A 4,920-nucleotide genomic window follows, 5' to 3' on the forward strand; every position below is an offset into this window, starting at 1 on the left:
GCCGAGTCGCGGGGTCGCCGTCGCCGCTGTGCCCGGGGCGGACCGGCTCCTGGTGCGCGGCGCGACGCGCATCACGGCGCGGATCGGGGCGGACGGGGGATGCCATGGGCCCAGCCTACTGGCGTCCCTGCGCCCTGGTAGTTTGGTCCCATGCGTGTACAGGTCGTGGAACACCCGCTCATCGCCCATAAGCTCACCCAGCTCCGGCGGGTGGAGACCAGCTCCAACCACTTCAGGCAGCTCACCAAGGAGCTGGTGATGCTGCTCTCCTATGAGGCCAGCGATTCGATCGCCACCGAGCCGATCACCATCACCACCCCGGTCACCGAGACCGAAGGGACTCAGCTGGCCGGCCCCACTCCGCTGGTGGTCCCGATCCTGCGCGCGGGACTCGGCATGCTGGACGGTATGACCTCCATGATCCCCACCGCGGAGGTCGGCTTCCTGGGTATGGCCCGCAATGAGGAGACCCTCGACATCATCACCTACGCCGAGCGGCTCCCCGACGACCTGACCGGACGGCACGTCTTCGTGCTGGATCCGATGCTGGCCACGGGCGGCACCTTGGCCGAGGCCATCCGCTTCCTCAAGCGTCGCAACGCCAAGGAGGTCACCTGCATCTGTCTGCTCGCCGCTCCGGAGGGCATCGAGCGGCTGCAGAAGGACGTGGGCGATCTGGAGGTGGACCTCTATTTGGCCGCCATCGACGAGAAGCTCGATGAGAACGCCTACATCGTGCCCGGGCTCGGCGACGCCGGGGATCGCCTCTACGGCCTCGCGGAGTGAGTTCCGAGCTCTGCTGAGCATCTCCCCAGCCCCTGCGCGGCCGGACGCGCTATTATTCGCGCTCGCCTCGCGCATCGTCCGATGTCAGCTCGCTGGTGCGGATCCCGGTCTCCGAGCTGACCCGTTCGCCGCGTCCCGCGACGCCATGCGGCATCGGGGGTGTCGACGGCGTCCGCGGCGCACTCGCCGTCGGGGGCTCGTCCACTCGTGATTCCCGCCCCAAAAGTGTGAGCCTGCTCACAAACACGCCGCATCGTCTCAGAATGTGGAATATTCCATGCTTTGTTACTTGCATTTTTCTTATGTGACGTGGAGTCTGGAGTCCGAATCGACCGGTCGGCAGCCAGGGAGAACCACCTCATGTCCGCACATCCGAGTCAGGCCCAGAATCCGGGGTATGTCCACGTGTCCGTCCGCAATGCGGCACGTCGTGCGGAGATCGCCCGCCGGATGCGCGACGGCGATGACCAGCAGGCCGGCCGTCGGGCAGGACGAGGCCGCTCCTCGAGCCAGCCGCGCACCGGGCCCGTTCCGGTGGTCGCCCAGAACGGCGGCGGCCCCCAGCTGGTCCAGCCCGACGTCGTCGCCCGCGGCTTCGTGGTCTACGTGGGCCTCGACGAGGACACCGCGACCGCGGCCGGCACCTCGTTGCACAAGATCGCCACCGACCTCCGCGACTACGTAGAGTCGATCGCCCCCGAGTCCCAGGTCCACATCGCCATGGCGATGGCCTCCGCGGCCGCCGAAGGCAGCGACCTCGACGTCGTCCGTCAGGCGCTCGGCGACCCTACGGTCACCCACCGCACCATGGAGGTGCCCGTGGCAGCCCCTCAGGCTCCCTCAAGCTCCGGGGTGCTGATCGACCTCTCGCGCCGCGAGGTCAAGCTGGACGGGGACAACCTGAACCTCACCTACAAGGAGTTCGAGCTGCTGAACTACCTGGTGGAGAACGGGACCCGCACCGTGGGTCGGGAGGAGCTCCTCAAGGCCCTGTGGCGCAACGCCGACACCGAGCAGATGCCGAACGAGCGCACCATCGACGTGCACATCCGGCGCCTGCGCTCGAAGCTGGGCCGCCTGGCCAACACGGTCCGTACGGTTCGCGGCCAGGGCTACCGGTTCTACGAGCACCCCGAGGTCACGGTCTGGGCCGCCCCCGAGTACAGCATCTGATCCGCATCTGAACGGCGCCCGGCGCCGCGGGAGGGGACCATGGACGACGCCGTCGAGCTGCTCATCCTGCGCCATGCTCAGGCCGGACACGCCTTCTCGGAGGACGACCACGGTCGCACTCTCACCGACCGCGGCGCCGAGCAGGCCCGTGCCGTGGGACAGCGGCTGCTGGCCGAGCAGGTCCTGCCGGACGCGACCATCTGCTCCGATGCCATGCGCACCCGTCAGACGTGCATCTGGATCAACCACGAGCTGGAGGAGAAGGCCCCCACCCCGTACCTGGACGGCAGGCTCTACGGGGCGGGGTCCCGCCATATGCTCTCCGTGATCAACGAGACCCCGGAGACGGTGCGCCGGCTGCTGGTCATCGGGCACCTGCCCACCGTCCAGGACCTCGGCATGGAACTCGCCTCGGTGCACTCCGCCGAGGATCCCGTGCTGCGCCTGGCCTCGCGCTTCCCGACCGCCGGCCTGGCCCGTTTCGTCGTGGAGAAGCCGTGGGCGGAGCTCGACGGCCGTGACGCCCGGCTCATCGACTTCTGGGACTGAGCCCCCAGGGCAGCCGCAGAGCCACGCCCAGGCGGGCTGGCCGCTGTCCAGACATGCAGCGTTCTGTCCAGAGAGGAAGAGGCCGGTGCACAGGTCGCCATGACCCGTGCACCGGCCTCTTCTCAACGTCGCGGGGAGCGCTGCTCGCCGCTGAGCCGCTCAGTCGTCCTGTTCGGTCTCCAGGATGCGCACCAGCTCGTCGAGGGCGGCCTCCGCGCCGTCGCCCTCGGCGGAGAGCACCACCTGGTCGCCGTACTCGGCGCCGATGCCCATCAGGCCCAGGATGCTGCCGGCCTCGAAGGTCTCTTCAGGGCTGTCCGCCTTGGCGATGCTCACCTCCACCGGCTGTGAGCCTGCCGCCTCGGCGAAGACGGCGGCTGGACGGGCGTGCAGTCCTGCCTTGGAGCCGATGGTTGCGGTCCTCTGGGCCATGGTTCTCCTCCTGCTGATCTGGAGTCGTGCTCGGATGAGCGTCGTGTCCTGCGACGCCGGCGCCGCAGGTCTGTACACATCTTATGGGGTGCCGGGGCCGGCGCGCCCTGCAGATGGCGCCAGGAGACGGCCTCAGGCGAGGCCGAGCTCCTGCAGCGCCGGCAGCTGGGCGACGACGGCGGCGCGTGCCTCCCCGGAGCTCCGCGCGGCCGTGGCGACGGCGGCCAGCTCCTTCGCCTGCTCAGGGCTGACGGTGCGCAGCACGGCCGCCACTGCGGGCAGGGCGGCCGCGCTCATGGACAGTGAGGTCGCACCGAGACCCACCAGAACAGGAGCCAGGGCCGGATCTGCCGCGGCTTCGCCGCACACACCCACCGGCCCGTGTGAGGCGGCTCCGGTGGCGCCGATGAGCTGCAGCACCGCCGGCTGCCAGGCGTCGTTGAGGGCCGCCAGGGAGCCCAGCTGTCGGTCCGAGGCCATCGTGTACTGGGTGAGGTCGTTGGTGCCGATGGAGACGAACTCCACCTCCTCGGTGATCGGGCCCGCGGTGAGCGCGGCGGCCGGAACCTCGATCATCACGCCCGGAGTCTTCAGTCCTGCCTCGGCGGCCATGGTGCGGAAGCTCGCGGCCTCCTCAGCGGTGGAGATCATCGGGGCCATCACCCAGACGTCCACGCCGTCACCGGCGGCGGCCTCCGCCTCGGCGACGGCGGCCAGCTGCCGACCCAGCACACCGGGGGAGGCGAGCTCGGTGCGGAAGCCCCGCACACCCAGCGCCGGGTTGGGCTCTTCGGCGTCGGTGAGGAAGGGCAGCGGCTTGTCGGCGCCGGCGTCGAGGGTGCGCAGCACGACCTTCGCGGGCTGCTCGGCGGTGCCACGGGCCGCGAAGGCCGCTCGAAGACCTCGCGGTAGGCGGATACCTGCTCCTCGTGTCCGGGCTCGGAGTCGCGGTCGAAGAACAGGAACTCGGTGCGGAACAGCCCCACACCTTGGGCGCCCGCCTCGGCGGCGGCCCGGGCATCGGCTCCGTTGCCCACGTTGGCCAGCAGCGGCAGGGCGGTGCCGTCGGCCAGGCGACCGTCGCCGTCGAACGCGGCGATCTGGGCCCGGCGCTCCCGATGGGCCTGCACCTCGGCTTTCAGCTCGTCGGTGACGGAGGTGTCGATGACGCCGGCGGCGCCGTCGACGTGCACTTCGGTGCCGTCCGGGATCTGCAGCACGCCCGGGGCGGCCACCACAGCAGGCAGGTCAAGGGACCGGGCGATGATGGCGGTGTGGGACTGCGGACCGCCTTCCTGGGTGACCAGGGCCAGGACCTTCTCCGGGTCCAGGGTGGCGGTGTCGGCGGGCGCGAGGTCCTCGGCCAGCAGGATGAACGGAGTCTCGCTGTGGGGGATGCCCGGGGGCGTGACGCCCCGCAGCTGGGCGATGACCCGGTCGCGCACGTCACGGACGTCGCGCTGCCGCTCGGCCATCTTTCCACCGAGTGCTGCCAGCATCTGGGTGACCTCCGCGGCCGCCTCGTAGAAGGACCGCTCCTCGGTCTTGCCCCCGGAGATGCGCTTGATCGCGGCCTTCTTCAGCATCGAGTCGGTGGCCATCAGGGCGGTCGCCTCGAGCACCCCTTTGGCGTCGCCGGCGGCCTCGGCGGCCCGGGTCGCGCAGCTGCTCGGCCACGCGGCGGTGGCGCCTCCAGGGACTCCACAGCGCTGGCCTCGGAGATGCCGGAGTCCCGCGGGGAGTTCTCCGGCTCGGCGATCGCGTCCGGCATGGACAGCACCGGTCCGACGGCGCGCCCGGGGCAGACCCCGACCCCGGTGAACCGGGTGCCGGGCAGCGTGCTCGCCTGGTCAGCGGGGGCGGAGGGGAGGTTCTCGGGGGAGGTCATGGGTGAATCCTAGGTGGTGCGGGTCGGGTGCGGGGACGCGGGGCGGCCGTCTGTGCGCTCGCGCGGCGGCCGTCTGTGGGCCCGGCGGGCCG

General features: G+C 70.8%; 4 protein-coding genes and 1 pseudogene. 3 read left to right on the forward strand and 2 right to left on the reverse strand.

Going from position 1 to position 4,920, the window contains the following annotated elements; all coding sequences use genetic code 11:
• Positions 1 to 150 precede the first annotated feature (150 nt).
• The 3 genes from upp to BCY76_RS16920 all read left to right on the forward strand — a co-directional run bounded on the left by upp (position 151) and on the right by BCY76_RS16920 (position 2,508).
• The gene (gene upp, locus BCY76_RS16910; RefSeq protein WP_070158983.1) at positions 151 to 786 is read left to right on the forward strand and encodes a uracil phosphoribosyltransferase; all 636 of its coding nucleotides are present in this window, start codon (positions 151 to 153) and stop codon (positions 784 to 786) included.
• A gap of 360 nt (positions 787 to 1,146) precedes the next feature.
• Positions 1,147 to 1,959 (forward strand): winged helix-turn-helix domain-containing protein, encoded by an 813-nt coding sequence (locus BCY76_RS16915; RefSeq protein ID WP_070158984.1) that lies wholly within the window; start codon positions 1,147 to 1,149, stop codon positions 1,957 to 1,959.
• 39 nt (positions 1,960 to 1,998) lie between these two features.
• A complete protein-coding gene (locus BCY76_RS16920) occupies positions 1,999 to 2,508 on the forward strand; it encodes a SixA phosphatase family protein (protein ID WP_070158985.1) in 510 nt (169 codons plus the stop codon).
• A 159-nt stretch (positions 2,509 to 2,667) separates the two neighbouring features.
• Here BCY76_RS16920 and BCY76_RS16925 read toward each other — a convergent pair whose 3' ends face one another.
• Positions 2,668 to 2,940 carry an HPr family phosphocarrier protein gene (locus BCY76_RS16925; protein ID WP_070158986.1) on the reverse strand — a complete coding sequence of 91 codons (273 nt, stop codon included), beginning with the start codon at positions 2,938 to 2,940 and terminating at the stop codon, positions 2,668 to 2,670.
• A 132-nt stretch (positions 2,941 to 3,072) separates the two neighbouring features.
• Positions 3,073 to 4,711, reverse strand: a pseudogene (ptsP, locus tag BCY76_RS16930) (phosphoenolpyruvate--protein phosphotransferase).
• Positions 4,712 to 4,920 lie beyond the last annotated feature (209 nt).

This window comes from Nesterenkonia sp. PF2B19, from assembly GCF_001758425.2.
GTDB lineage: Bacteria > Actinomycetota > Actinomycetes > Actinomycetales > Micrococcaceae > Nesterenkonia > Nesterenkonia aethiopica.